Origin of the sequence: Parvibaculum sp., from assembly GCF_039973015.1 — a bacterium.
In the GTDB taxonomy this organism is placed as follows: Bacteria; Pseudomonadota; Alphaproteobacteria; order Parvibaculales; family Parvibaculaceae; genus Parvibaculum.
Genome location: NZ_JBDWLT010000009.1, coordinates 52597 through 77157, shown reverse-complemented (window position 1 = coordinate 77157; position 24561 = coordinate 52597). Strand labels below are relative to the sequence as shown.

Annotated in this window: 22 protein-coding genes and 1 pseudogene; 17 read left to right on the top strand and 6 right to left on the bottom strand. The window is 60.2% G+C overall.

Going from position 1 to position 24561, the window contains the following annotated elements; genetic code table 11:
* Nucleotides 1-8: 8 nt before the first annotated feature.
* The 7 genes and pseudogenes from ccoO (at nucleotide 9) to ccoS (ending at nucleotide 6353) form a co-directional block, all read left to right on the top strand.
* Nucleotides 9-740 carry a cytochrome-c oxidase, cbb3-type subunit II gene (gene ccoO / locus ABJO61_RS10015; protein WP_348327121.1) on the top strand — a complete coding sequence of 244 codons (732 nt, stop codon included), beginning with the start codon at nucleotides 9-11 and terminating at the stop codon, nucleotides 738-740.
* A gap of 9 nt (nucleotides 741-749) precedes the next feature.
* Nucleotides 750-953, top strand: a complete 204-nt coding sequence (locus tag ABJO61_RS10010; RefSeq protein ID WP_348327124.1) for a cbb3-type cytochrome c oxidase subunit 3 — start codon at nucleotides 750-752, stop codon at nucleotides 951-953.
* Nucleotides 950-1834: a cytochrome-c oxidase, cbb3-type subunit III gene (ccoP, locus tag ABJO61_RS10005; RefSeq protein ID WP_348327127.1), complete on the top strand. Its 885-nt coding sequence runs from the start codon at nucleotides 950-952 to the stop codon at nucleotides 1832-1834. Before ABJO61_RS10010 ends, ccoP begins: the two co-directional genes overlap by 4 nt.
* Nucleotides 1835-1902: 68 nt before the next feature.
* Nucleotides 1903-3429, top strand: coding sequence for a cytochrome c oxidase accessory protein CcoG (ccoG, locus tag ABJO61_RS10000; protein WP_348327130.1), 1527 nt, complete (start codon nucleotides 1903-1905; stop codon nucleotides 3427-3429).
* The gene (locus ABJO61_RS09995) at nucleotides 3426-3953 is read left to right on the top strand and encodes a FixH family protein (protein ID WP_348327133.1); all 528 of its coding nucleotides are present in this window, start codon (nucleotides 3426-3428) and stop codon (nucleotides 3951-3953) included. The genes ccoG and ABJO61_RS09995 overlap by 4 nt, the downstream gene beginning before the upstream one ends.
* 7 nt (nucleotides 3954-3960) lie before the next feature.
* Nucleotides 3961-6180, top strand: a pseudogene (locus ABJO61_RS09990) (heavy metal translocating P-type ATPase); the annotation flags it as partial.
* A gap of 2 nt (nucleotides 6181-6182) precedes the next feature.
* The gene (gene ccoS, locus ABJO61_RS09985; protein ID WP_348327136.1) at nucleotides 6183-6353 is read left to right on the top strand and encodes a cbb3-type cytochrome oxidase assembly protein CcoS; all 171 of its coding nucleotides are present in this window, start codon (nucleotides 6183-6185) and stop codon (nucleotides 6351-6353) included.
* Here the strand turns inward: ccoS and ABJO61_RS09980 are convergent.
* On the bottom strand, nucleotides 6350-7147 hold the full coding sequence (locus ABJO61_RS09980; RefSeq protein WP_348327139.1) for a DUF2189 domain-containing protein: 798 nt from the start codon (nucleotides 7145-7147) through the stop codon (nucleotides 6350-6352). The genes ccoS and ABJO61_RS09980 overlap by 4 nt on opposite strands.
* A 216-nt stretch (nucleotides 7148-7363) precedes the next feature.
* Between ABJO61_RS09980 and msrA the strand changes: the two genes are divergently transcribed.
* The 3 genes from msrA to ABJO61_RS09965 all read left to right on the top strand — a co-directional run bounded on the left by msrA (nucleotide 7364) and on the right by ABJO61_RS09965 (nucleotide 9414).
* Nucleotides 7364-7978: a peptide-methionine (S)-S-oxide reductase MsrA gene (gene msrA / locus ABJO61_RS09975; RefSeq protein WP_348327141.1), complete on the top strand. Its 615-nt coding sequence runs from the start codon at nucleotides 7364-7366 to the stop codon at nucleotides 7976-7978.
* Nucleotides 7979-7988: 10 nt separating this feature from the next.
* Entirely contained in the window at nucleotides 7989-8492 is a 504-nt protein-coding gene (msrB, locus tag ABJO61_RS09970) for a peptide-methionine (R)-S-oxide reductase MsrB (RefSeq protein ID WP_348327143.1), read from the top strand.
* 157 nt (nucleotides 8493-8649) lie between these two features.
* Nucleotides 8650-9414 (top strand): lipid-binding SYLF domain-containing protein, encoded by a 765-nt coding sequence (locus ABJO61_RS09965; RefSeq protein WP_348327145.1) that lies wholly within the window; start codon nucleotides 8650-8652, stop codon nucleotides 9412-9414.
* A gap of 51 nt (nucleotides 9415-9465) precedes the next feature.
* Here the strand turns inward: ABJO61_RS09965 and ABJO61_RS09960 are convergent, their stop codons facing one another.
* Nucleotides 9466-9924: a YaiI/YqxD family protein gene (locus tag ABJO61_RS09960; protein ID WP_348327148.1), complete on the bottom strand. Its 459-nt coding sequence runs from the start codon at nucleotides 9922-9924 to the stop codon at nucleotides 9466-9468.
* A 52-nt stretch (nucleotides 9925-9976) separates the two neighbouring features.
* Here ABJO61_RS09960 and ABJO61_RS09955 point away from each other — a divergent pair, with 52 nt between their 5' ends.
* On the top strand, nucleotides 9977-11206 hold the full coding sequence (locus ABJO61_RS09955) for a TIGR03862 family flavoprotein (RefSeq protein WP_348327151.1): 1230 nt from the start codon (nucleotides 9977-9979) through the stop codon (nucleotides 11204-11206).
* On the opposite strand, the gene ABJO61_RS09950 is transcribed toward ABJO61_RS09955, so the two are convergent.
* Complete coding sequence (locus ABJO61_RS09950; protein WP_348327184.1) at nucleotides 11193-11972, bottom strand: SDR family NAD(P)-dependent oxidoreductase; 780 nt, start codon at nucleotides 11970-11972, stop codon at nucleotides 11193-11195. The two genes, ABJO61_RS09955 and ABJO61_RS09950, sit on opposite strands and share 14 nt — an antisense overlap.
* A gap of 124 nt (nucleotides 11973-12096) precedes the next feature.
* On the opposite strand from ABJO61_RS09950, the gene ABJO61_RS09945 reads away from it, so the two are divergent.
* A complete protein-coding gene (locus tag ABJO61_RS09945) occupies nucleotides 12097-12276 on the top strand; it encodes a hypothetical protein (RefSeq protein WP_348327154.1) in 180 nt (59 codons plus the stop codon).
* Between the two features lie 15 nt (nucleotides 12277-12291).
* Here ABJO61_RS09945 and ABJO61_RS09940 read toward each other — a convergent pair whose 3' ends face one another.
* Both ABJO61_RS09940 and ABJO61_RS09935 read right to left on the bottom strand, forming a co-directional pair.
* Nucleotides 12292-12480 carry a Thivi_2564 family membrane protein gene (locus ABJO61_RS09940; RefSeq protein ID WP_348327157.1) on the bottom strand — a complete coding sequence of 63 codons (189 nt, stop codon included), beginning with the start codon at nucleotides 12478-12480 and terminating at the stop codon, nucleotides 12292-12294.
* A 158-nt stretch (nucleotides 12481-12638) separates the two neighbouring features.
* Entirely contained in the window at nucleotides 12639-12845 is a 207-nt protein-coding gene (locus ABJO61_RS09935) for a dodecin (RefSeq protein ID WP_348327160.1), read from the bottom strand.
* A 196-nt stretch (nucleotides 12846-13041) separates the two neighbouring features.
* On the opposite strand from ABJO61_RS09935, the gene ABJO61_RS09930 reads away from it, so the two are divergent.
* From ABJO61_RS09930 to ABJO61_RS09910, 5 genes are all read left to right on the top strand, one after another.
* Nucleotides 13042-14427, top strand: a complete 1386-nt coding sequence (locus tag ABJO61_RS09930; RefSeq protein ID WP_348327163.1) for a nodulation protein NfeD — start codon at nucleotides 13042-13044, stop codon at nucleotides 14425-14427.
* Nucleotides 14428-14469: 42 nt separating this feature from the next.
* The gene (locus ABJO61_RS09925) at nucleotides 14470-15222 is read left to right on the top strand and encodes a slipin family protein (protein ID WP_348327166.1); all 753 of its coding nucleotides are present in this window, start codon (nucleotides 14470-14472) and stop codon (nucleotides 15220-15222) included.
* Between the two features lie 154 nt (nucleotides 15223-15376).
* Nucleotides 15377-17587, top strand: coding sequence for a TonB-dependent siderophore receptor (locus ABJO61_RS09920; RefSeq protein ID WP_348327169.1), 2211 nt, complete (start codon nucleotides 15377-15379; stop codon nucleotides 17585-17587).
* Nucleotides 17588-17735: 148 nt separating this feature from the next.
* Complete coding sequence (locus ABJO61_RS09915) at nucleotides 17736-18209, top strand: hypothetical protein (protein ID WP_348327172.1); 474 nt, start codon at nucleotides 17736-17738, stop codon at nucleotides 18207-18209.
* 16 nt (nucleotides 18210-18225) lie between these two features.
* On the top strand, nucleotides 18226-18492 hold the full coding sequence (locus ABJO61_RS09910; protein WP_348327175.1) for a hypothetical protein: 267 nt from the start codon (nucleotides 18226-18228) through the stop codon (nucleotides 18490-18492).
* Between the two features lie 207 nt (nucleotides 18493-18699).
* On the opposite strand, the gene ABJO61_RS09905 is transcribed toward ABJO61_RS09910, so the two are convergent.
* Nucleotides 18700-24405, bottom strand: coding sequence for an autotransporter domain-containing protein (locus ABJO61_RS09905; protein ID WP_348330896.1), 5706 nt, complete (start codon nucleotides 24403-24405; stop codon nucleotides 18700-18702).
* Nucleotides 24406-24561: the final 156 nt, after the last annotated feature.

The window sequence follows — 24561 nt, the reverse complement described above, 5'->3', positions numbered from 1 at the left end:
CAAAGGTCATGGCAAAGAAGTTCACACACGCAACGATCGAAAAGAACTCGATCCTGCTCCTCGTCCTGACGCTCGTCGTCGTCGCCATCGGCGGTCTCGTCGAAATCGTTCCGACATTCCTGATCAAGAGTACGATCGAGGATGTGAAGGGCGTGCGTCCCTATAGCCCGCTCGAAGTCGCGGGCCGCAACATCTATATCCGCGAAGGCTGTTACACCTGCCACAGCCAGATGATCCGGTCACTCCGCTCGGAAGTGGAGCGCTACGGTCATTACTCGCTGGCGGCGGAAAGCAAGTACGACCACCCGTTCCAGTGGGGCTCGAAGCGCACCGGGCCGGACCTCGCCCGCGTCGGCGGCAAGTATTCCGACGAGTGGCATCTGCTGCACATGGAAGATCCGCGCGCCGTGGTGCCGGAATCGGTGATGCCCGGCTATCCCTTCCTCGCCCAGACACCCCTCGACTACCGCCATATTGAAGGCGGCCTGAAGGCGCTTGCCTTGGCGGGTGTGCCTTATTCGGATGAGGAAATCGAAAACGCGAAAGCAGATCTGGAAGCGCAGGCAACCCCCGATGCCGACACGGACGGGCTGTTGCAACGCTATCCAAAAGCGGTCGCTCGCGACTTCGACGGCAACCCGGCGATGATTTCGGAATTCGATGCCCTTGTCGCCTACCTGCAGATGCTCGGCACACTCGTGGATTTCAACGCCTACGAGAATGCAGATTTCAAGCAATAGGAGCGGACCTTGGATAGCGAGACGACTTATTCGCTGGTGAGAACCTGGTTCGGGACGGGCGGCCTCATCCTCATGGTGGTGCTCTTTGCCGCCGTATTGGCCTATGCGCTCTGGCCCTCGAACAAGAAGAAATTCGACCATATGGCGAAGCTGCCTCTTGAGGACAAGGAACCCGGAGACAGCGGCAAGAATGACAAGGAACCCGGACAATGAGCGAGAAGCACACAGACGACGTGACCGGCGTCGAGACGACCGGTCATAGCTGGGACGGGATCCGCGAACTGAACAACCCGCTACCCAAGTGGTGGATTTATACCTTCTACGTTTCGATTGTCTGGGCCGTAGCCTACTGGATCGTGATGCCGGCCTGGCCCTATCTGACGGGCGATGGCTGGACCTACACCAAGGGCGTGATCGGATATGAACAGCGCGAGGTTGTGACGAACGAGCTTGCCGCCGTCCTCGAAGGGCGTGCAGGCGCGATGGAGCGCATCGCCACCACACCGCTTGAAGAGATTGCAAACGATCCCGCCTTGATGGAAGTGGCGCTCGGTGCGGGCAAAGCCGCTTTCGGCGACAATTGCGCGCCCTGTCATGGCTCCGGTGCGCAAGGCGGCAAGGGCTTCCCCAACCTGAATGACGACGACTGGATTTGGGGCGGCACACTGGACGACATTCACACGACGCTCGCCCACGGCATCCGCTGGGACAGCGACGACGACACCCGTCTCAACATAATGATGGCCTATGGCCGCGACGGCATTCTGAACCGCAGCGAAATTTCGGATGTTTCGGAATATGTGCTCTCCCTCTCGGGGCGTGCCGGAGACCAGGAAGCCGCAGCCCGCGGCTCCGAAGTCTTCGCGAGCCAGTGCGTCGCCTGCCACGGCGAAGACGGCGCCGGTAATCAGGAACTCGGCGCACCGAACCTCACCGACGCCATCTGGCTCTATGGCGGCGACAAGCAAGCCATTGTGGAAACCGTGTCAAACGGACGCAGCGGCGTCATGCCGGCTTGGAACGAACGCCTCAGTGAAGGCACGATCAACTCGCTGACGCTCTTCGTATATTCCCTCGGCGGCGGCGAGAAGTAATACCCGGCGACAAGGCGGAACGCTTCTCGGCGTTCCGCCTCCGGGGTTTCAATCCTCGAGTACGCAAAATGACAGATACCGCCCTCCCTCTCGAACGTCTTGCCGCACAGGCTGCTGCGGAAGCCGGCGCAAATCCGCATGGCGAGGAGGGCGAACGCTACACAGCCGTCAATTCGGAAAAGAACCGGCCGCTTTATGCGAGCCGTGTGAAGGTTTACCCCAAGCTCGTTCACGGGACTTTCCGCCGCCTGAAATGGCTGGTGATGGCGGTAACGCTGACGATCTACTACGTCACACCCTGGCTTCGCTGGGACCGGGGTCCGAACCTCCCCGACCAGGCCGTACTCCTCGACTTCCCGTCACGCCGTTTCTATTTTTTCTTTCTCGAAATCTGGCCGCAGGAATTCTACTACATCACCGGCCTGCTGATCCTTGCCGCGCTCGGCCTCTTCCTCGTGACGAGCGTCGCGGGCCGCGTCTGGTGCGGCTATACCTGCCCGCAGACGGTCTGGACCGATCTCTTCATTCATGTGGAACGCTTCTTCGAAGGTGAACGCGCCAAGCGTATCCGCCTCGACAAATCACCCTGGAACCTGGGCAAACTCGCCCGCAAGGCGGGCAAACATTTCACCTGGATATTGATCGCCCTCGCAACAGGCGGTGCATGGGTCTTCTATTTCGCGGATGCCCCCACACTGGCGGGCCAGCTTGTTACCTTCGACGCCCCGGCAGCCGCCTATCTCTTCATCGGCCTTTTTGCAGCCACGACTTATCTGCTTGGCGGCATCGCCCGCGAGCAGGTCTGCATCTATATGTGCCCTTGGCCGCGCATTCAGGGCGCAATGTTCGACGAGGAATCCCTTCTCGTCAGCTACAAGGACGATCGCGGCGAAAAGCGCGGGCCGCACAAGAAGGGAACGAGCTGGGAAGGCCGCGGCGACTGCATCGACTGCGGGCAATGCGTGGCCGCCTGCCCCATGGGCATCGATATCCGCGACGGCATGCAGCTGGAATGCATCCAGTGTGCGCTCTGTATCGACGCCTGCGACGAGATCATGGACAAGGTGGAACGGCCGCGCGGCCTGATCGCTTACGATACCTTCCGCAACCAGGAGCGTCGCCGTGCAGGCGAAACGCCGAAGCTCGACATCCTCCGGCCCCGCACGATTCTCTATTCCGCCGTACTCGTCTTCGTCGCCGCCATCATGCTTTTTGCGCTTTCCAATCGCTCCACACTCGATGTCAGCGTACTCGCCGACCGGAACCCGCTTTTCGTGCAGCTTTCCGATGGTTCGGTACGCAATGGCTATCAGGTGAAAATCGTCAACAAGGAACATTCCGAGCGCATATATCGTGTCTCGATAGACGGGCTCGACGGGGCTATCCTGACCCGTCCCGCTCTTGCAGGCGAAGGAACAGACACTGTGACCGTTGGAGCCGACAAGCTCGAAAACCTTCGCTTCTTCGTGAGCCTGCCGGGCGATGACGTGAAGGCACTCGATGGTGGCGAAGCCGGTTTCGGGTTTGTCATCACCGACCTTGAGAACGGCAAGACCGCAACAAGAAAAACTACTTTCCGGGGGCCCGGCCAATGAGTGTCGAAAACAGCGACTTCCGTCCCTCGACACGCTTCGGCAAGGTTACCGGCTGGCATGTGCTGAGTGGCTTCGTTCTTTTTTTCGCCATCGTCTTTGGCGTGAACGGCCTGATGGTCTACCGCGCCCTCTCGACCTTTGATGGCGTGGAGGTGGAGGGGGCCTACCAGAAAGGCCGAACCTATAATCACCTTCTCGAGCGGATGGACGCACAACGTCAGCTCGGCTGGAGCTCCGGCATCAAGACGACAGCGCTGCCCGGCGAGGGCCGCCGCACGGCGCTCCGCGTCACCTTCACCGGCACACAGGGTGAGCCCGTGAATGGCCTTGCCGTGAGGGGTACATTCTGGCGCCCTGTCGTCTCCGGCGAGGACAAGAGCATGATGCTCGTCCAGACGGCACCCGGGATATATGAAGCCGAGTTCCCGCTTGCGCACTCGGGCAACTGGCTTGTTCGCATTGCGGCAGAGGGCCTCAACGGCGAAACCTTCGTCGAGGAAAAGCGCGTCATCATACGCGACTGAGGAAATGATGAACGATACGGCAGCCATCGCCGAAGAAAACCCGGGCGCCGACCCGGAATTCTTCGTGCGCGAGACGGAAGACGGGCAAGCCCGCCTCGATCTCGTCGTGGCGGGAATGCATTGCGCCGGTTGCCTGCGCAAGGTTGAGGGCGCGCTTAAAAATCTCGACGGCGTCGAATATGCCCGCGCCAATCTCTCGACAAAGCGCGTCGCCGTGCGCTGGAACCCGTCCCGCCTCAAGGCCCGCGCCATTATCCACACGCTTGCGGCGACAGGCTTCACTGCCGTCCCCTTCGACCCGAAACTTCTCGGCACACTGGACGAACAGGAAAGCCGCTCTCTTCTGAAGGCCCTGGGCGTTGCAGGCTTTGCCGCCGCAAACGTCATGCTTGTCTCGGTTTCCGTCTGGTCCGGCCTCGTAACCGACATGGATGCGACGACGAGAAGCTTCTTTCACTGGGTCTCGGCGTTGATCGCGCTACCCGCGATTGCCTATGCGGGCCAGCCTTTCTTCCGTTCGGCGCTGAAGGCGCTCCGCGCGAAGACGATGAACATGGATGTACCGATTGCACTCGCGGTCATCCTTGCGACCACAATGAGCCTCGTCCAGACCATGGTGAACGCACGCCATGTCTATTTCGACGCCAGCGTCACGCTTCTCTTCTTTCTTCTGATCGGGCGGTATCTCGACGTTCAGGCGCGTGCAAAAGCCTGCTCTGCGGCAGAAAACCTGCTGGGTCTTCGCGCAACAGCCGCCACACTCATTGCGCCGGACGGAACGCATCGCTCCATCGCGGTTGAGAACCTCGAACCGGGCATGAAGGTGCTTGTGGTCGCAGGCGCACGCATCCCCGCCGATGGCGAGATACTGACCGGCGTGAGCGAGGTGGATACGAGCCTCGTTACCGGCGAGAGCCTTCCCGAACAGGTGAAACCGGGGGCGCCTGTATTTGCAGGTACGCTCAATCTGGGCGCCCCGCTCATTGTTCGCGTGACGAAACGCGACGACGATTCCCTGCTTGCCGAGATCGTGCGCCTGATGGAGACGGCGGAACAGGGCCGCGCGCGCTATGTGCGCATCGCCGACCGCGCCGCCCGCATCTATTCGCCTGCGGTTCACATCATGGCGGCGGCGACGCTTGCACTCTGGTTCGCACTTGGCGCGCCATGGGAAACCTCGCTCACCTACGCGATTTCCGTCCTTATTATTACCTGTCCCTGCGCCCTCGGCCTCGCTGTTCCCGTGGTGCAGGTCGTGGCGACCGGGCGGCTGCTGCGGCAAGGCGTACTGGTGAAGGCGGCGGACGGGCTCGAACGGCTTGCCCAGGCCGGCACAATCGTCTTCGACAAGACAGGGACACTGACGCTTGGCCGCCCGCATCTCGTCAACGGTGATGACATGGCACGGGCGGACATTGCCCTCGGTGCGGCAATTGCCGCCTCAAGCAGGCACCCGCTCGCCGTTGCGCTTGCCGCCCACGGGAAGGAGCTTCCTCGGCCCCTCCTCAAGAATGTGCGCGAGGAACCGGGCATGGGCCTAGAAGCCCAGCTCGACGGCGAGACAATCCGCCTTGGAAATGCCGAATATGCGGGTGGCCAGCAGCGCGACATGCATGGCGGCTCCGAGCTCTGGCTGCGACGCGGCAACGCAACGCCCGTCTGCTTCCGCTTCGAGGACACACCGAGACCGGACGCGAAGGAAGTCATCGATGCCTTGAAGGCACGAGGCTTCACCGTCGAACTTCTTTCCGGCGACCGCGAACCCGCGGTGAGGCGCCTTGCCGAGACGCTCGGAATTGCGATCTGGCACGCCGGCGCCCGGCCTGCCGCGAAGATTGCGCGCCTGGAAGAGTTAACGAAAGAAGGGCACAAGGTTGCGATGATCGGCGACGGCCTCAACGATGCCCCTGCACTTCGCGCCGCTCATGTCTCGATCTCGCCTGCCGATGCCGCCGATGTGAGCCAGACCGCCGCCGACTTCATCTTTCAGGGCACAAGGCTCGCCCCCGTGGTGGAAGCCATTGATGTCGCCCGAAAATCCCGCACGCTCGTCTTTGAGAATTTCGGCCTGGCGCTCGCCTATAATGCCGTCGCCGTGCCGCTCGCCGTTGCCGGCTATGTGACGCCGCTTGTCGCCGCCGTCGCCATGTCGAGCTCCTCCATCACGGTGACGCTGAACTCGCTCCGGCTCAACCTCGCCCGGCGCGCAAAACCTCCGCGCGAAGTCTGATGAATATTCTGATTTTCCTCGTGCCCGCGGCATTGCTGCTCGGCCTTCTCGGCCTTGTGGCTTTCCTCTGGTCGCTGAAGACCGGGCAATATGACGACCTCGAAGGAGCCGCGGAGCGCATTCTCTTCGACGACGACGAACCAGAAAAAGACAGACCGGAGAAGGACTAGGCTTCACCCGCCAGCGCGCGCTGCGCATGCCAGGTGGCGTGGCCAAGCAGCGGAAAGATGACCGCGAGCGCCAGAAACCAGGTCGCGATCCCGAATGCCGTCAGCAGTGCAACGATCCACGCCCAGAGCAGCATCGTCCAGAAATTGCGCCTTACGGCACGTACGCTCGCAATAACCGCAGTGACGGCATCGATATCGCGTGCAAGAAGGAGCGGCACTGAAATTGCCGAGATCGAGAAGACAGCGAAGGCGATTGCACCGCCCGCTATCGTGCCGGTGACGAGCATTGCAAGCCCGCGCGGAGTAAGCAGCAGCATGGGCGCGAATTCCGAAAGAGGCGGAATACCTACCGGCCCGAAAAAAAGCGCGAACAGCCAGCCCGCAACCTGCAGCCAGATGAGCATGGCCCCCGCAAGCATGGCGCCGACAAGGGCCAGCTGGGAAAGGTTGCGGCTCGAAACAAAGACGACATCGGAAAGCTGAACCGGGAGGCCTGCTTCAAGGCGACGGCTCGCTTCATACAGGCCGACGGCAAGCATAGGCCCCACAAGCAGGAAACCGGCCGCCATGACAGGCACCACCGCACTGAGTCCGGCAGCAAGAAGCACCGCCACAAGCAAGATCGACGCGAGAAGGAAAGCGAAGCCGTAGGTCAGGCTGATGGCGGGCACCTTGCGCATGTCCGCCCAGCCCGCCTCAAGCCATCGCCACGGCTGGTCCGGGCGGATCGAGCGGATGGAAAGCTCTGCTCCTCCGCTATCCGTCGGTCCTGCGCTCTCCGTCGAAACGCTCATTGCCAGCCCTCCCAAAGCAGTCATGCAGCAGATTCATGCTAGCCCCGGAAATCCATGCCGTCCATGTGGGATTACACCCTGTAGCCAGACGCGAACCGCTCTCGAAGTTGTGAGGCAGATGTGACGGGCCGAAGAGCCGGTTCCGCCCTACATTTTCTGCAACGGCTCGCTTCACCGGCTGGAGACCGGGCCGCGGCGAACAAGGAGTTCCATCCGATGCGATTTCTGATCCCTCTCGTTCTCGCTTTCAGTGCGCTGGCGGGCATGGCTTCCGCCGGGATGGCAGCCCCGGACGATCGCGCGACGGCAATTTTCGCCGGCGGCTGCTTCTGGTGCATGGAACCGCCCTTCGACAAGACGGAGGGTGTGATCAGCACGACCTCAGGCTATATCGGCGGTACGCTCGACAATCCGACTTATGAGCAAGTATCCGCCGGCGGGACCGGGCACGCCGAAGCAGTTAAAATCGTCTACGACCCCTCGAAGGTCAGATATGACGAGCTTCTTCACCTCTTCTGGCGAAACGTCGACCCGCTGCGCAAGGATGCCCAGTTCTGCGACACGGGCCATCAATACCGCTCGGCAATTTTCTATCTGGATGACGAACAGAAGAAACTCGCGGAAGAGTCTAAGCAAGAACTGGAAAAGTCCGGCCGCTTTTCGCAACCCGTTGTGACGGAGATCGCGAAAGCCGGACCTTTCTATCCTGCGGAGAAGTATCATCAGGATTACTACCTGAAGAATCCGAACCGCTACGCCTTCTATCGCTGGAACTGCGGCCGCGACCAACGCCTGGAGCAGCTTTGGGACGATGAAGCAGGCGAACATTGAGGAACACACAATGATGTCACGACGCATGTTTTTGAGTGGAACCGCTGTCGCAGGCGCGTTCGCTGCGATGAGTGTTGCGCTGCGCGGCGGAAAGGCCGAAGCCGCCCGAAGCAACACCTTCGAGGTAACGAAGACAGAAGCCGAATGGAAAGAAATTCTGACGCCGGAGCAATATTACGTTCTGCGCGAAGAAGGCACTGAACGGCCTGGATCAAGCCCGCTCAACAAGGAAAAGCGCGCAGGAACTTTTCATTGCGCCGGATGCGACCTCGCACTTTTCTCCTCCCAGGCAAAGTATGAGAGCGGAACCGGCTGGCCGAGTTTTTACGCACCGCTCGACGATGCGGTAGGGACATCGGAAGACAGAACTTTCTTCATGACCCGCACCGAAGTGCATTGCCGCCGCTGTGGCGGACATCTCGGTCACGTCTTCGACGATGGACCAAAGCCGACGGGAAAGCGCTACTGCATGAATGGCGTAGCGATGAGGTTTGAAGCCTCGGGTGCGGCCTGAACGGAAACTGTTCCGTAACGCAGAAGAACACGCGTCGCGACTGTCATGAACATCTTTTAATCCGCGGCCTTCCGCTACCTTGCGGAAATCATGGAACGGAGCCTCCATAATTTTGTTGTTATTCCTGCAATCGGAAACAACAGACAGGAGGACCGGCATGAAAAGCCGATTCAACCGAAAGCTGGCCGCGACCACTGCGCTGAGCACGGCGCTTGCGCTGGGTCTTTCACTCGGCACCACCCAGGCGATGGCCACCGGCAATGAAACGGCCGGCCAGAACGTCAACGCTCGGGCCGATGTTGAAGCGACCGGTTCAATTACCTCCGCGGACGATGCGGATGCAGCAATGGAAGCACAAGGGCTTATCGATGAGTCTGTGTCGGTTGTTGGCCAGATGAAGGCCGATGAAGGCTTCCAGGAAGTTCTGCAAAGGGCTAAAGGCATTTACATCGTGCCCGACTATGGCAAGGGCGCAGCGATCGTCGGCGGCGAAGGCGGTGCGGGTGTCGTACTCGTGAAGCAGAGCGCCGAGTGGACCGACCCCGCCTTCTATAATTTCGGCGGTGTAAGTCTTGGTGCACAGGCTGGCGGCGAAGCGGGCTCGATGGCCTTCCTTCTCATGACGGATGACGCGGTCAATGCTTTCAAGAGCGGAAACAAGGTGACGCTCGATGCGGACGCCGGCTTCACCCTCGTGAACTGGTCCGCCGACGCAGAAGCATCCTGGGGCAAGGCCGATGTCGTGACCTGGTCCGATACGGAAGGTCTCTTCGGCGGTGCATCGCTCGGCGTGACGGATATCAACTGGGATGACGACAGCAACGAGGTTGTCTACGGCGCCGGCACGGACATGTCGGCGGTTCTCGCCGGGAAGGTCGAAAACGACAATGCGGAAAAGCTCAAGAACGCCCTTGAGAGCTGATCCGTCATCGGCGATCAGGCGTTGAAAAGAAATCCGATGCGGCACGTCAGGCTAGGGTCTGGCGTGCCGTTTCGCTTTCTGGATCGCATCTTCGAGCGCACGGAGGAAACGCGAACGATCCTCTTTGGAGAAGGCCGGACCGCCGCCCTTGGATTGACCCGTCTCTCGCAGCTCCTTCATCAAATCCCGCATGGCAAGCGCCATGCCGATACTCTCTGTCGTGAAGGGCCGCCCGTCATGGCCCAAAGCCGCTGCCCCTCTTTCAAGCGCGCGTGCCGCAAGCGGTATATCGCCTGTTACGACAATATCGCCGGGGCCCGCTCTTTCCGCGATCCAGTCATCCGCCACGTCGGGGCCTTCAGGCACCACGACCTGCCGGACAAGCGGATGCCCGGTGGGCCGCATTCCGCTGTTGCTGACAATGAAAACACCAACATCGTGACGCTCCGCGACGCGCACCACCTCTTCCTTGACCGGACAGGCGTCGGCATCGACATAAATTTCGCTCATGGACTTCGCATTCTTGACTGCTTTCGCGTGAGCGGAATGATAGCTTGCACGCGTGAACGACACCTCAGAAAAATCCCGGCCCCTGGCAGCGGTCGTTGGCGGCGGACCTGCAGGTCTGATGGCCGCCGGGCGCCTCGCCGCCACGGCGGAGGTACACGTCTTCGACGCCATGCCGTCGTTCGGCCGGAAATTTCTACTCGCAGGCAAAAGCGGGCTGAACATCACTCATGGCGAAGATTTTGAGACCTTTTTGACACGCTTTGGAGCGGCCCGCGAAATGCTGGAACCCGCCCTCCGCAGCTTCACCCCTGGCGATATCAGGGAGTGGGCCGCCGCTCTCGGCATCGAAACCTTTAAGGGAAGTTCGGGACGCATCTTTCCGGTGATGATGAAAACCTCGCCGCTGCTGCGCGCATGGCTCAGGCAGCTGGGAGAGAAGGGGGTCACCTTCCACACTCGTCACAAATGGCAGGGCTGGACGGATAAAGGTGCACTCCGCTTCATGAGGCCCGGGGGCGACACAACAATCGTCGCGGATGTTACCATTCTCGCTCTCGGCGGCGCGAGCTGGCCCCGGCTCGGGTCCAATGGCGGCTGGGTAGATTTGCTGGCGGCAGTCGGCGTGAATGTCACGCCCTTCCAGCCGGCAAATTGCGGCTTCGATGTTCCATGGAGTTCTCATCTAAAGGAGCATTTTGCGGGCGCGCCCGTCAAATCGGTTACGCTCTCTTGCGCTGGCCAGAGCGTGAAAGGCGACTTCGTGGTCACAAGAACAGGGGTCGAGGGGAGCGCGGTCTATGCGCTTTCCGCGCCACTTCGCGACGCGATCGAGCGTGACGGAAAAGCATCTCTCATGCTGGACCTTACGCCCGACATCGACCTGGACCGCCTTGCAACCACATTGTCAGCCCCGCGCGGCAAAAACTCGCTGGCAAACCATTTAAGGAAGAAAGCGGGCATCGACGGCGTCAAGGCTGCATTGCTGCATGAGGTGAGCGACAAGACGGCTTTCAACGATCCAGCGCAGCTGGCCCGCGCGATCAAATATCTCCCCCTCACCCTCGAGCGTACGCGCCCGCTTGCAGAGGCCATCAGCACCGCCGGCGGCATTTCTCCCGATGAACTCGACGCGAGCTTCATGCTCCGCAAATGCGAAGGCGTCTTTGCCGCCGGAGAAATGCTCGACTGGGAGGCCCCGACCGGCGGCTATCTTCTCTCTGCCTGCCTGGCCACCGGCCGCGCGGCGGGCGATGGCGCTGCGTGCTGGCTCAAGCGTTCTTGACCAGCATGCCTCCATCGACCGGGATCGCGACGCCAGTCAAATAGGACGACGCCGGAAGGACGATGCTCAGCGTTACATGCGCGACCTCTTCCGGATCACCATAGCGGCGCAATGGCACACGGCGCTTCGCAAAGATTTCCTTATGCTCGTCGGGTATCTCCTGCGTAATGCCGGTGCGAATGGGGCCCGGACAGATGCAGTTGACCGTGACGCCCTCACGGCCAAGCTCGACGGCAAGCGCGCGGGTAAGACCGATGACACCATGCTTTGCAGCCACATAGGGCGAATTGCCAGGCGTCGCACCAAAGCCTTCCGTGGAAGCAATATTCACGATACGGCCCTCACCCGACTTCTTGAGTGAGGGCAGCGCAGCCCGCACGAAACGCATATGGGCAGTGAGCATCACGTCGAGCGCACGAGCCCATGTATCCTCATAACCGGGCTCACCGATCCCGTGGAAAGTCGCAAGGCCCGCATTGTTGACTAGGATGTCCAGACCGCCGAAACGTTGCTCTATTTCCTTCACCACCCGGACGATGCCCTCACCATCGGCAACGTCGAGGGCCCAGCCTTCGGCTGTGCCGCCCGCTTCCGTGATCTCGTTCACGACCGCATCGACCCGCTCCTGACTGAGGTCGATGACCGCGACTTTTGCCCCTTCATCGGCAAAGAGATGCACCGTCGCTCGCCCCATCCCGCTTGCCGCACCCGTAACAAGCGCCACCTTTCCCTCGATCGAACGGCTGAGTTTCTTCACCGGTTCCATGTCGCTTCCCTCCAGATCCTGCTTTTCATTGGCGGAGAGACTAGCGAAACTCATGGTGCCACGCGAGATTGAAGACGAAAGAAGTCCAGCGGCTGAGTGAACGCAGGGGCAAGCAGGAGAGGGAATGATTATTACCCTTGGAAAAGCGATTGCCCTGCGCACCGCCGCCAACCCTCTCGCTCGCTCCGTCAAGATCGCAGACCTCAAGGACAATCTGACTACAGTGCCAGAGACCGCATCCGGCAGCGAGCGCGAGGCAAAGATGTGGAAATACCGCCAGGCGCTGAAGCTGATTGGCGCCTAGGTCGCGATCTTCTCCTCAACCGACATGGATATTTCCGATGGCGCCCAGCAAACCGAAGACCTGCAGCAGCCATATCACCACCGCGATCACCACCACGGCGTTGAGGATGCTCTTTATCTTCGAATCCATGGGAATGTAGGTATTGACCAGCCAGAGCAGTACGCCGATCACGACAAGAACGAGAACGAGATGGAGGAGAGGCATAGTAAAATCCTTCAATAGACCTGTCCGTCCGGATGCGACGCATGCGGAACACGCAACCCTTGGCCGGTAGCGCTCGGCAAAAGGGCATTCAGAGGAAACAACGCTAAAACTTCAGGAAGTTTCCATATGCGGCAGAAAGAAACGCGGGTTATCGCGCCCTATTCGAGCGTGAAAGCGAGCTTCAGCTTCACCTGATAATGAGCGACTTTCCCGTTTTCGACATGCCCGCGTGTCTCGAGCACTTCGAACCAGCGCAACTCCCGGAGTGTCTTGCTCGCCTTCTCCACAGCGCTGTTAATCGCCCCTTCGATGCTCTCGGGCGACGAACCGACAACTTCGATGATCCTGTAGACATGTTCCGACATGGGAATTTCCTCCATTTCTGCGTCTCATGCTGGACTGCTTGCACGGAAGTAAAGTGGAGCGATGAACGGCAAGGGCAATAGCCTCCCGTATATCCAGAAGGCCGGCACCATCGGGAAAGCATGGCTATTCGCCGCCAGTTTTGCCAAACTGACGCGGCTGCCGCGAAGAAAGGCACCGGACAACGGGAGAAGCCGAATGAACCGCGCCATGCGTACCATTCTCTGTGCAGCCCTCGCATTTCTGGGTGCTGCCGCGCCGGGACTCGGCCTCTCCCAGGAAAACGGGACTACGGAGAAGACCGCAACCCCGCTCGCGCTTGTCGCAACTATAGACGGCGCCATCGGTCCCGCCACCGCACGCCAGGTTGCCAACGCCATCGAAGAAGCTGCCGGACGGCATGCGGATGTACTCGTCTTGCGCATCGACACGCCGGGCGGCCTCGTCACATCGACGCGTGACATTGTGAGCGACATTCTGGCCTCCCCCGTGCCTGTAGCCGGTTATGTCTGGCCGGGCGGTGGACACGCCGCGAGCGCAGGCACCTACATCATCTATGCGACCGGCATTGCGGCGATGGCACCCGGCACGAACATGGGCGCGGCAACGCCGGTCTCGATGGGCGGCGGCATGCCCGGCACCCCGAAAGGACCGGGGAGCGAGAATGAAGGCGGCAACAAGACAGGCGACAGCGCCTCTCCCTCCAACGAGGAGGCCCTCGCGAAGAAATCGACGAACGATGCCGTGGCGCTGATCGTAAGCCTCGCCGAGGCACATGGCCGCAACGCCGGATGGGCCGAAGAGGCCGTTCGCGAGGGCGAGAGCATCGGTGCCAGCAAGGCACTGGAGATCGGCGCGGTTGAGGTCGTCGCGCAGGATCTCGACGATTTGCTCGCGCAGATCGATGGCCGCGAGGTTCTGACAAACGGCAAGATCGTGACGCTCGCGACAGCGAATGCGCGGGTCGAACATCTCGAACCCGGCTTCATGACCGAACTTCTCGCACTGATCAGCAACCCGAACGTCGCCTTCCTGCTGATGATGATCGGCGTCTATGGCATCATCTTCGAACTTTCCAACCCAGGCAGTTTCGGACCCGGCATTCTCGGTGCGATATGCCTGCTGTTGGGACTTTATGCGCTTAATCAACTTCCACTCGACTATGCCGGTGCAGCTCTCATTATTTTCGGTCTCGCCCTGATGATGGTGGAAGCGTTCACACCGACTTTCGGTATTGCAGGATTCGGAGGCCTGATTGCCTTCATCTTTGGTGCGGCGATCCTTGTCGACAGCGACACGCCGGAATTTCAGCTTTCCTGGTGGACCATCGGGATCACGGCCCTGCTGAGCGTGGCACTCCTTGTTTTTCTCATCGGATATAGCTGGCGTGCGCTGCGTCGTCCCGTGACGACGGGTGCAGAGGAAATGCAGGGCGCAGAAGCACGCGTTCTCGAATGGTCGGACGGTGAAGGCTATGTGCATGTGCATGGCGAACGCTGGCATGCGCGCGGGCCCGCCGGGCTTGTACCGAGCAGCACGGTGCGCGTCGAAAAAATGGACGGGCTGACCCTCGTCGTGAGCTAAAGACGGTTTCAGGTAACCGCATAACAAGGATGGGAGACCCAGATGGGATTCGCGGTCTATATTTTCCTCGGCGTTCTGCTCGTCGCCTTTTTCATTTCCGCAATCAATATCCTGCGGGAGTATGAGCGTGGCGTGGTCTTCACTCTGGGCCGCTTCACCCGCGTGACGGGACCAGGCTTCATCCTCATCATCCCTGTGATCCAGCAAATGGTGCGCGTCGATCTGCGTACTTTCGTCGAGGATGTGCCGACACAGGACGTGATCTCGCGCGATAATGTGTCGGTGAAGGTAAATGCGGTGCTCTATTTCCGTATCGTCGACCCGGAGAAATCGATTCTGCAAGTTGAGGATTACATGGCAGCGACGAGCCAGCTCGCGCAGACGACGCTGCGTTCCGTACTCGGCAAGCACGAACTCGACGAGATGCTATCCGAGCGCGACAAGCTCAATGCCGACATCCAGGCCATACTCGACGACCAGACCGACGCATGGGGCATCAAGGTTGCAAATGTCGAGATCAAGCATGTCGATATCGATGAGAGCATGGTGCGTGCCATCGCAAGACAGGCGGAAGCCGAACGCTACCGGCGCGCCAAGATCATCAATGCAGAAGGTGAGCAACAGGCAGCCGAGAAACTGGTTGAAGCAGGACGCATCCTCGGTGGCGATGCCCGGGCGATGCAGCTTCGCTATTTCGCCGCGCTTCACGACATCGCCGGCGACAAGACCAACACCATCGTCTTTCCGATGCCGCTCGATCTGATTGAGGGACTGAAACCAGCCAACAAGGCCTGAGTCTCGGCCAAACTTAATTCACTCTATCCGGCCGGACCGCAGGGTCCGGCCGTTTTGTTTTCCGCATGAATTTCAAATATTGATATTAAGAATCATTATCTTTATAGCTCCTTTGTTGAGAATTGATCGCATTTTCTACAAGGGGGTTAGCGACATGAATTCCACTTTCCGCTGCATGCCGTTCACAGCGGCTCTTATGGGGGCTGTGGCGCTGGCAGCGCTTCCCGTCCATGCACAGGACGAAACGCAGACCGGCGAGGAAGGGGCAATTGAGCTCTCCCCGCTCATCGTCGAAGGCACAACGGAAAGGGCCGACGGTCCCGTAGAAGGGCCCTTCGCGACGCAAAGCGCGACAGCCACCAAGACCGACACACCGATCATCGAGACGCCGCAATCGATCTCCGTGATTTCAAGCGAGGAGATGGAGACGCGCGGCGCGCGTTCCGTCGCTGAGGCCGTACGCTATTCGACGGGCATCACGACCGAAAACCGCGGCGGCGTCGTGACACGCTATGACATGCTCAATATTCGTGGCTTCGACGTCACGCGAAACTATCTGGACGGCATGCAGCTTCACTATAATGGCTGGTACGCCGTGCCCCAGATCGCGCCGGAAATGGTTGAACGGCTTGAAATCCTGAAGGGGCCCGCTTCGGTCCTTTATGGCAACTCGCCTCCCGGCGGGCTTATCAATCTTGTTTCAAAGCGCCCGCAGAATACGCCGTCAGGCGAAGTTTCCGTCGGTGTCGGCACCAACAATCTCTATGAAGGCATGATCGATGCGACCGGGCCTATCGATCCGGAAGGCAAGTTCTCATATCGGTTCATCGGGCTTGGCCGCACGGCAGACGGACAGGCAAGAACGACGGAGCTGGAGCGCCGCCTGATCGCCCCTTCGCTCACATGGGCGCCGACGGACAACACGAACATCACCTTCCTCGCGCATTACCAGCACGACCCGAAATCAGGTGCCTTCGGCGCTGCGCCGGGTGCCGGTTCAGCCTTCCCGAACTCGAACGGTCAGGTGCCAACCGATTTCTACGACGGCGACGTCAAGTTCGAGGAATTCAACCGCAAGCAACTAGCGCTTGGGTACATCATCGAGCATGAGTTCGACGAGACTTTCACATTCAAGCAGAGCACCCGCTTCTTCAGGACGGACGTCGACTACAAAAGCATCTACGGTGCGGCCCTCAATCCATTCGACAACCGCACACTTTTCCGCGGCGCAATCTACTCCGACGAAAAGAGCATCTCCTACGCGGTCGACAACCAGCTCAAGGCGAAGTTCGAGACCGGCCTTGTGGAACACACTTTCCTCGCCGGCCTCGACTACTGGCATCTCGATTCCGACGTCGAAATCGGCCGCTTGACGCCAACGCTGCTCAACCCGTTCGTTGTACCGCCGATCGATATCTACAACCCGGACAATGATCAGGTTCTGCCCGCGGTGCCGGTGACGGAAATCTACGACTACGAGAGAGATCAGACAGGCATCTATCTTCAGGAGCAGTTCAAGCTTGGCGGCCTTGTCGTGCTGCTTGGCGGACGTCAGGACTGGTACGAAAGCAACGACTATGAACGCCTGGGCGCTACTGCCTCGTCGCTCAGCCAAGACCAGTTCAGCGGCCGTGCCGGAATTCTCTATCGTTTCGACAGCGGCATCGCGCCCTACATCTCTTATGCAGAATCCTTTGAGCCGCAGTCAGGCGCAGACAGACTGGGTAACGTCTTTGTGCCGACAACCGGCCAGCAGATCGAAGGAGGAATCAAGTTTCAGTCGCCGAATGACACCGTGATGATAACGGCAGCCCTCTTCGACCTCACTAAACAGAACGTAACTGTTCAAGATCCGGCCGGTGTACCAGGCGACCAGATCCAACAAGGCGAAATCCGCTCGCGCGGATTCGAGATCGAAGGACATGTGCGACCTCTCGCGGGCCTGACTCTTTCCGCTTTCTACACGAAGCTCGACATTGAAACGACGAAGGATACGAACGCCGCAAATATCGGCAATACGCCCGTGATGGTTGCCGATGAAACCGCCTCGTTCTGGGCGGAGTATGCGTTACCGAGCAATATGATCGACGGCCTCACTGTCGGGGGTGGTGCTCGCTATGTCGGCGAAACCTATGTCGACGCTGCAAACACGGCAGGCACAACCGATCCGTACACGTTGTTCGACGCCATGATCGAATATGATCTGGCTGCGATCAGCCCGGAACTCGCAGGCAACTCCGTGCGCCTGAACGGCACCAACCTCGCCGACAAACGCCATGTGACGGGATGTTTCACACAGCTCAATCCCACCTGCTGGTTCGGTCAGGAGCGGCAGGTGACGCTCACGCTCACGCATCGCTGGTAAGCCACACACGAAAGCGGCGGTGGCGGATTTTCCGCCATCGCCGATCCCTCCAAATAGGTTCGATCCCCGCTCGCGAGAACCATCCTGCTGCCCGGATAATGCAACCCGCTGCAACGGCCGATACGAGTCGCCGCAACAAGGGAACAGCATGGGCAAGATCGAATTTGTATCCGGGTGGCAAAAGCGCGATGCAAAGCTGGAACAGGATGCGATAGCAGCCTGGACAGCGCATGGCGCTTTGCCCGACGGCGTAAACCCCGAGGAGCGCGCGCGCGAAATAGGCAGCCTCGCCTATGAGGGCGACACCCTTGCCGCCATCTCAACTGTCGAGATCAGGCCCTGCAAACCCTTGCGCAACAGGCTTTTTGGCTATCTGCGCGTCTTCACGCTGCCCGAGTACGAGCAGCAGGAAATCGCCATCGGGCTTGCGATCCATTGCCGCGACACGCTGGAGCAATGGTCGCTCGAAAATCCTGACGCGAAACTCTGCGGCATGGCGGCCGTCTATCAGTCGCCGAAGCTCGGCCCGACACCCATCGGCAAGTCGGGGCTGACGCTCATCGGATATACGCCGCAAGGCTATCAGCACCGCATTGTCTGGTTCAAACACATACGCACCTGAAAGAGAGGTACACGGAATGAGCAATACTGCCGGAGTTCGCGAAGCGCGCACCGACAACCATCTGCCCTATGCCGTCATGGCATCGGGAACGCTGATCGCCATCGCCATTGTCGTCGCTGCATTAACGGGCGGCGGTAGCGGCATGATGCCGAACCCGCAAGGCGGCATCTGGGTCGAGCGAAACGACACGCTCTATCTGTGCCAGGCCAGACCCAAGGCGCCCGCCCCTTGCGTGAATTTGAGCGACGGTTCGACCCTCGCCTTCGGGGATATCTCGCACTGAAACAGCCCGACTGTCATCAAAACGTAACAATAACGTCACAAAGGATCAGCCCGGCACATGCCGGGCTTTTTCTTTGGGGATAAACATCGCCCTGCCGGGGACAAGTAGCCCGGGAACAGGCCCCGGGAACAGGCCCCGGAAATACGCAAAAAAATGGCGCCCCGGATATCCCCGGAGCGCCATTCTCGTCTTGCGAGGACCGTATCGTCAGAAGGCGATTCGGATCGCGGCCGAGAGGCTCTGCTCTTCGTAGTCGCTCTGGAACTCGCCATCATAGGTGACGCGCAGCGTGACCCCGTTCACCCCTTCGAAGGTGAGGCCGCCGAGCACCCCATAGGAGACATCGTCACGGGCCGTCTGCTGCGTGGTGAAGGCGCCGCCGCCAACCACACTGCCCGTGATCGCCTCATCGGGATCGGCGAGTTCGGAGAGAACCTTCACGCCGAGTTCCGGGATCAGCTTTGAGCCGCCGTCGAGCTCCGCTGTGTAGCGGAAGTTGACGCCACCAACCGCACGGAGCGATTCGATGGTACGTCCGTTGACGCTTGTCGGCAGCGGACCCGTTTCCGTATAGGCATCCACATCGACGAGATTGTAGCGAAGGCCCGCATTCGGCGTGATGTCGAAGGCACCGGAAGTGAACATGCGGCCCACCTCGGCACGTGCGACGAATTGCGAACCGTCATAGTCCGCGACGTTGACGCCGCCAAGCGAGGAACGGCTGCTCTCGTAGCTGTTGAAGCCGTAGCCAAGCGAGCCGTTCACATACCAGGCGTTGGGACGGTAGCTCATATAGGCGACCGCACCGTAGCTATCGACCGTGGAGGTCGAGTTCGCGCCTGCGCCGTTCTCGTCGATATCCGCCGAGGTGTAGAAGGCGGAGAGGCCGAGACGGATATTCGCCGCGACTTCGCCGTCGACACCGCCCGTGGCACCCCACATGTCGGTATCGAAGCCGTTGACGCCGGAAGGCGTGTACTCGGCCTTGAGCCCGCCGACGCGGCCCCAGATCGCCCACTTGCCGTCGCCGCCAAGCATTTGGTCGCCCGCGGCAAGACCCGTGTCGCCCGTATTGTTGGCGATGGCGAAACCGCCGCCGGAGATACGGTCCATGATCATGTCGAAGATGAGATCCGTCGACGCCATGGTGCTCGTGCCTTCGGCATTGCTTTCGGAAGGCATCGTGTCCTGGACAACCTTCAGAAGGGCTTCGCGCTGCTCTTCTTCCGTCTCGAACTGGGCAAGCCAGAGCGTGAGCGGGCTGTCGATGGGCTGGGTCGCGATATACTCGTCGATTGCCTTGGCGACGCTGACAAGGTTCACGCGGCCATTGACACCGATCTCCGTTTCTTCCGCCGTCTCCGCAAGCTGGATGCGCAGGAAGAGATCGTCGGCCGACCCGGTCTCGATGACCTCGTCGTTCATCACCTTGAGGAAGTCGAAGAGGATCGTGTTGTCTTCGACCGCGGCCCCGTTATCGGTGACACCGTTTTCGCTGTCGGCGGAGGCGATCAGAACATCGTCGCCGACGACCCCCGAGAGACCGCCAATGACATCGACATCAATGGTCGAGCCTTCGGAGAAGCTGACCGTGTCGCCATAAACAACGGCCGCGCCCCCGGAGGAGATGTCGGTGCGGAAGGTACTGCCTTCGTTGAAGGCCACGGCCCCCGTCGCGTCGAGGAAACCGCCAAGCGCGAGATCGAGCGTGCCGGAAATCGAGACATTGCCCGCCGCGATATCGGCGCCTTGATCCGTGACGCCGAGCGTCGCGCCTTCGGCAACCGTGACAGAGCCCTCGCTGTAGCTCGTGTGAATGCCGACGCCGTCAAGCACAAGCTTGCCGCTGTCGATGTCCACCGTGTTGAAATGCGAGACACCCCAGCCGCCGATACCGTCATCGAGGGTGATCGTATCGTCATGCGCGAAAGTGAGATAAGCGCTGTTGTAGAGGATCGCGAGGGGTGCGATGCCGCTTTCCGTGGCGTGAATGCCGAGACCGAGCTGCACGCCCGAACCCGAGACCGTCACGTTGTCGATACCGTCGCCGGTATAGACCGCGCCCGTCACCGTGCCGCCGTCGATCAGGATCGTGTCGTCGCTATAGCCGAGCGAAGTGTCGATATTGCCGTCGACCGAGCCTGTGTGGTCGATTTCGACCGTGGCCGAATACTCATATTCGCCATGAGCAGCGATGAGCACATCGCCGGTGATCTCGCCATCATTGACGATGTCGACATATTTCGTCTCGCTGGCATAGATCGCCGCACCGGAAGCCGACGAGATGACCCCGTCTTGTGTATTGGTGATGTTGACCGTGGGACCGCTGGCCACGATGGCGTCTGCGTATTCGCCGGTCGCCTCGATGGTGCCGGAGTTGGTGATCGTCGTGGTCGCAAGCGCTTCCGACCGGGCGACGACGGCATGGCTGTACTCGCCCGATGTCGCGATCGTGCCCGAATTGTCGAGCGAGACCGTATTGCTTCGCAGATAGACACCATAGGTCTCGTCGGCCGCGACCGTGATGGAGCCCTTGTTGACGACATCGACTTCCGTGAAGGCTTCGATGCGGAAGCCGCCATCTTCGTCGCTGTTCTCCTCGGAGACGATGATTTCTGCGTCCTCGTCGTTGAGGAAGTAGGCATCATAGGCACCGGAAACATCGATCCGGCCTTCAATCGAGCCGTAATTATAGATCGACACTTCTTCCGTCGTCGTAACCTCGACGCCGGCTTCGTTCGAGTTTATGTCGCCATAGTTTGTGACCCTCGCGGCCTCGGCATATTGAATGTCGATACCATCCGACCCGTAAGAGCCGATGGTGCCGTAGTTCGTCACCGTCACCTCATCGGCCTCTGCGATGTAGACCGCATCGTCATTTGCATAGATGTCGCCATCTTCGAGATTGGTAACATTGACTGTGGGGCCGAAGGCACGAATACCATTCGTCTCTTCGCCCGTCGCCTCGATGATACCTCCGTTCACAACGGTCGTCGTATCCGGGCTTTCCGAATAGGCGACGATGCCGTGCGAGTATTCGCCCGAGGTATAGATGTTGCCATGATTGACGACTTCGACCGTCTGGCCGGAGACATCGATACCGAAGGAATCCTCGCCCGACGTCGTGATGGTACCGCTGTTATAGGCATAGACGGTTCCATATTCGGCATGCGCTTCCATGCCGTCGGAGTCTTCGCCATAGGTCGTGATCGCGGCATCGGGAAACTCCAGGTCGTACTCCTCGTAGATGCTACCGCTTGCATTGACGGCCTGTACATCGCCTTCATACGAGATGACGGAGATGCCCGCCGCCTCATCGCCATAAGTCGTGATGCTGGAGGCGATATTGAGCGCGTCCGCATCGTAGCCCTCGCCATAGGCGCCATATTCGCCCGAGGCAACAACGAAGATACCTGTGGAGCCGTCGCCATGCGTGACGACACTGGAGTCATATTTGTTGCTCGCCCACGCCGTGTCATCGTCGGACGTGGCCCAGATGCCATAGGCATTGTGACCGCGCGTGACGATCTCGCCATGATATTTGTTCATCGCGACGGCTTCATCCGAGTCCGAATAGGCGACGAGACCATGCGAGCCCTCGCCCGTGTCGGGATCGTTATATTCGTCGAGCGTACCCGTCGTGATCGAGCCGTAGAAATTGCCGGCCCAGGCCGAACCGCCGCTGGAGATGGCGGCAACGCCGATTGAGTTGTCGCCGGTCGTCACGATGGTCGAACGGTAGTCGGCGGGCTCGAAATATTCCGTGTCGACATAGTCGGTGATGGAGACGCGCGGACCTTCATCATATTCGATATCCGAGCGAACGGGTCCATAGAAGCCGAACGGATAACCGTTGAACGCCATTGCCGAACCGCCCTGGCCGTTGCCATCCGTGACGGATGCCGCGTCCTCTACGCTGTCGAAACCCGTACCTGCGGCAAGGCCATGTGCGCCGTCGCCGGAAGTCGAGATCGTGCCGCCGAAGATGTTATAGGCCGTGGCTGAATTTTCGACCGAGAAGGCGCCGACACCACCGGACGCATAGCCCCGCGTTTCCACATCACCGGCATTGCCGGCGGCTGCGCCGGAATACTCCGAATATTCGTGATAGCTGTAAGTGTTGTAGTCCATCGCTATGACACCGACGGAGAGGTTTCCATAGGTGTCGATATCGCCGGTATTGACGGCCTGGGCGGTGCCATATTCCGTGCTCGCCGAAAGCGCCTCCGCATAATCGCCGAAGGTGGTGACGCTGCCGGTGCTCAGCGCAAGAGAACCTTCTTCTTCGCCGCGCGCACGAATGCCCGCCGAATTATCGCCGTAGTAATGGCCTTCTTCCGAATAGCCGGTGGTAACCGAACCGTAATTCTTGACGATGGCCGTATCGCCGCCCGCATGGACAGCGGTCGAGCCTGCTTCGCGCGTCCGCACGCTGCCATCCTCGCCGATAATGACGACGGCATCGCCTTCCTCGGCGAAGGCCTCGACGACGGGCGTGCCGCTTTGCTCGGACGAAATCTGGCCGTCGTTGCGGACATAGGCATATTCGTCGGTGCTGAGCTCGACCGCACCATCGATCGTGGCGTAGTTGTAGACGCGCGCATCGTTGGTTTCATCCACATGGATGGCGTAGCCTTCCTCGGCATAGATCACGCCGGTGGCGACGACTTCCTCGTCTTCCACGACCACGTCGTTCGTGATCTTGACCGTCGGGCCGGAGGCATCGATGGCGTTGGAGTCCTCGCCATAAGCGCCGATGAAGCCGGTGTTCACGATGGTCGTAGTGGAGATGCCGCCGGAATGGGCGCTGACCGCATCGGCCTCATAACCATAGGTCTTGATGCTGCCGGAATTGTTCACATAGACGGAGTAACCCCCGATGGCGACGCCATTGGCATACTCGCCATAAGTAACGATGGTGCCCGCATTGGTGACGCTGGCATAGTCCTCCGCCCAGACATCGACGCCGTTCGCGCCCTCGCCGCTCGTCGTGACGATACCGCCTTCGGCATTCACGGCGTCGGCATCGCCTTCTTCCGCATAGGCCCGGATGCCGTCGCTTTCGCTGCCTTCCGTCTCGATCTCGCCCGAGTTGTAGGCATAGGACTCGTACTTGGAATAGGCGTAGATGCCGATGGCTTCGGAGCCTCCCGTGAAGACCAGTCCTGTATTGGTGGCATCCGCATATTTGCCATCGGCGAAAACACCGGTACTGCCTTCGCCCGTGGTCGAGACCGAGCCATCATTGACCGCCGTCGCTCCACCGTAGTCCCAGTACTCCCCGGAGGCCCGGGCGAAGATGCCGTAGCTGTCTTCCGATGTCGTGCCGATGATGCCGGTCGCGCTGTTCACGGCCCTCGCATCATAGCCTTCGTCGGCGTAAGCGACGATGCCGTGATGACGGCCATCATATTCTTCGTAGGAATATTCCTCGCCCGTCAGCACCGTGCCGTCATTCCTGACCGTCTGGTCGCCCGGGCCGAAGACGACGATACCGGTATTGTCGCCATAGCCTTCCGAAGCGTTATCTCTCGTATCGACGATGGAGCCTTCACCGAGAACGACGGTCACATCCTCGACATCGATCTCGATGGTTTCATCGAAGGTGCCGATGCAGAGGATCTGCTCGCCCTCGCCTGCCTGCGGAAGACAGGTGCCTTCCGCCCGCGCCTGTCCCGTTCCGCCAAGGCCGACCGCGACCATGGATGCGCCGGAAAGAAGAGCGGCGGCAAAGAGACGCCGAACCCCCGAAGCCGTAGATGGCTGTCCGCTCGTGCGGACGACGCCGCTGTAATAGCTGTAAGCGGAACCGAGCATGTTGCGCTCATGCGCATTCGCCTGGTTCAGCCGCGCCTCGCGGCTCCGGCCGGTCTTCGCGCCGGATCTGGCTTTCGCGTTATTTCGCTTCGTCATCGGGGGCCCCCAAAAAGAGTCAATTCGGGAGCCAGACTGCGCTGGCGGACAAAGCCGCTCCACTTGAGTCTAAGCCAAAGAGGAGGGGTGTTTTCCTCCAAAGCGGCGCTATCGCGACGCCGCTAACGGACGATCCGGTGACGGATGAAATTTTCG